The sequence below is a fragment of the Pseudomonas protegens genome (genome assembly GCF_003732485.1).
GTDB lineage: Bacteria > Pseudomonadota > Gammaproteobacteria > Pseudomonadales > Pseudomonadaceae > Aquipseudomonas > Aquipseudomonas protegens_B.
This window is the reverse complement of the sequence record NZ_MOAK01000061.1, coordinates 94,537-96,512: the sequence shown is the minus strand read 5'-3', so window position 1 is coordinate 96,512 and position 1,976 is coordinate 94,537. Positions and strand designations below refer to the sequence as shown.

Here is a 1,976-nt window from a genome sequence, read left to right as displayed (position 1 = left end):
CTGCTTGTCATAGGGATCGGGGCTGCCGATCACCCGCAGCAGCAGGGCATCGCGGGCCGCGCCCGGCAACTGCGCGGCCTCGGGCAGGTCCTGCAGGTTGAAGAACACACCCTTGCTGGTGCCGCCACGCATGTAAGTGGCGGGAATCTTGATTTGCGCTACAAATGCCATGGATTTCTGGTCCTGATAAAGACCGGGGGCGGCGCCTTGCGGCCCGCCCCCGGTACGTCACTTAACTGGCTACTGCCGATTCCAGGAAGTCCTGGGCGAAGCGCTGCAACACCCCGCCGGCGTCGTAGATCGACACCTCTTCGGCGGTGTCGAGGCGGCAAGTCACTGGCACCTCCAACCGCTCGCCGTTGCGGCGATTGATCACCAGGGTCAACTGCGCCCGTGGTGTGCGTTCGCCGATCACGTCATAGGTTTCGGTGCCGTCGATGCCCAGGGTCTTGCGGTCGGTGCCCGCCAGGAACTCCAGGGGCAGCACGCCCATGCCCACCAGGTTGGTGCGGTGGATACGCTCGAAGCCTTCGGCGACGATCGCCTCCACCCCGGCCAGGCGCACGCCCTTGGCCGCCCAGTCCCGAGACGAGCCTTGACCGTAGTCGGCACCGGCAATGATGATCAGCGGCTGCTTGCGCTCCATGTAGGTTTCGATGGCTTCCCACATCCGCGTGACCTGGCCTTCCGGCTCGATCCGCGCCAGGGAACCCTGCTTGACCTTGCCGTTTTCCTCGACCATTTCGTTGAACAGCTTCGGGTTGGCGAAGGTGGCGCGCTGGGCGGTCAGGTGGTCGCCACGGTGGGTCGCGTAGGAGTTGAAGTCCTCCTCCGGCAGGCCCATTTTCGCCAGGTACTCACCGGCTGCGCTGCCCGCCATGATGGCGTTGGACGGCGACAGGTGGTCGGTGGTGATGTTGTCCGGCAGCACCGCCAGCGGACGCATGCCCTTGAGGCTACGCTCCCCGGCCAGGGCCCCTTCCCAATAAGGCGGACGGCGGATGTAGGTGCTCTGCGGACGCCAGTCGTACAGCGGCTCGACTTTCGGGCCGGTGTCTTCGTGGATGGCGAACATCGGAATGTAGACCTTGCGGAACTGCTCCGGCTTCACCGCCGCCTTGACCACCGCGTCGATCTCTTCGTCGCTCGGCCAGATGTCCTTGAGGCGGATTTCCCGGCCGTTGGCGTCCAGGCCCAGCACATCCTTCTCGATATCGAAACGGATGGTGCCGGCAATCGCGTAGGCCACCACCAGCGGCGGCGAAGCCAGGAACGCCTGCTTGGCGTAAGGGTGGATACGCCCGTCGAAGTTGCGGTTGCCCGAGAGCACCGCGGTGGCGTACAGGTCGCGGTCGATGATCTCTTTCTGGATTACCGGGTCCAGGGCGCCGGACATGCCGTTGCACGTCGTGCAGGCAAAAGCCACCACGCCAAAGCCCAACTGCTCCAGCTCATGGCCCAGGCCAGCCTCTTCCAGGTACATGGCCACGGTTTTCGAACCCGGGGCCAGGGACGACTTGACCCACGGCTTGCGGGTCAGCCCCAGCTTGTTGGCGTTGCGCGCCAGCAGGCCGGCGGCGATCACGTTGCGCGGGTTGCTGGTGTTGGTGCAACTGGTGATGGCGGCGATGATCACCGCGCCGTCCGGCATCTGCCCCGGGATTTCGGACCACTGCCCGGCGATGCCCTTGGCCGCCAGGTCGCTGGTGGCGACCCGGGCGTGCGGGTTGCTCGGCCCGGCCATGTTGCGCACCACCGACGACAGGTCGAACTGCAGGCCGCGCTCGTAACGCGCGCTCTTCAGGCTGTCGGCCCACAGGCCGGTGTGCCTGGCGTAGCTCTCTACCAGGCGCACCTGCTCGTCTTCACGACCGGTGAGCTTGAGGTAGTCGATGGTCTGCTGGTCGATGTAGAACATCGCCGCCGTGGCGCCGTACTCCGGAGCCATGTTGGAGATGGTGGCGCGATCGCCCAGG

The 1,976-nt window shown here is 65.7% G+C and carries 2 protein-coding genes; both read right to left on the bottom strand.

The features are described from left to right. Positions 1–171 (bottom strand): 2-methylaconitate cis-trans isomerase PrpF family protein (locus tag BLX41_RS33700; RefSeq protein WP_221179215.1); only part of this gene is annotated, 171 nt, incomplete at its 3' end. 61 nt (positions 172–232) lie between these two features. Further along, the coding region (acnA, locus tag BLX41_RS16705; RefSeq protein ID WP_259744963.1) for an aconitate hydratase AcnA at positions 233–1,976 on the bottom strand (1,744 nt) is incomplete at its 5' end.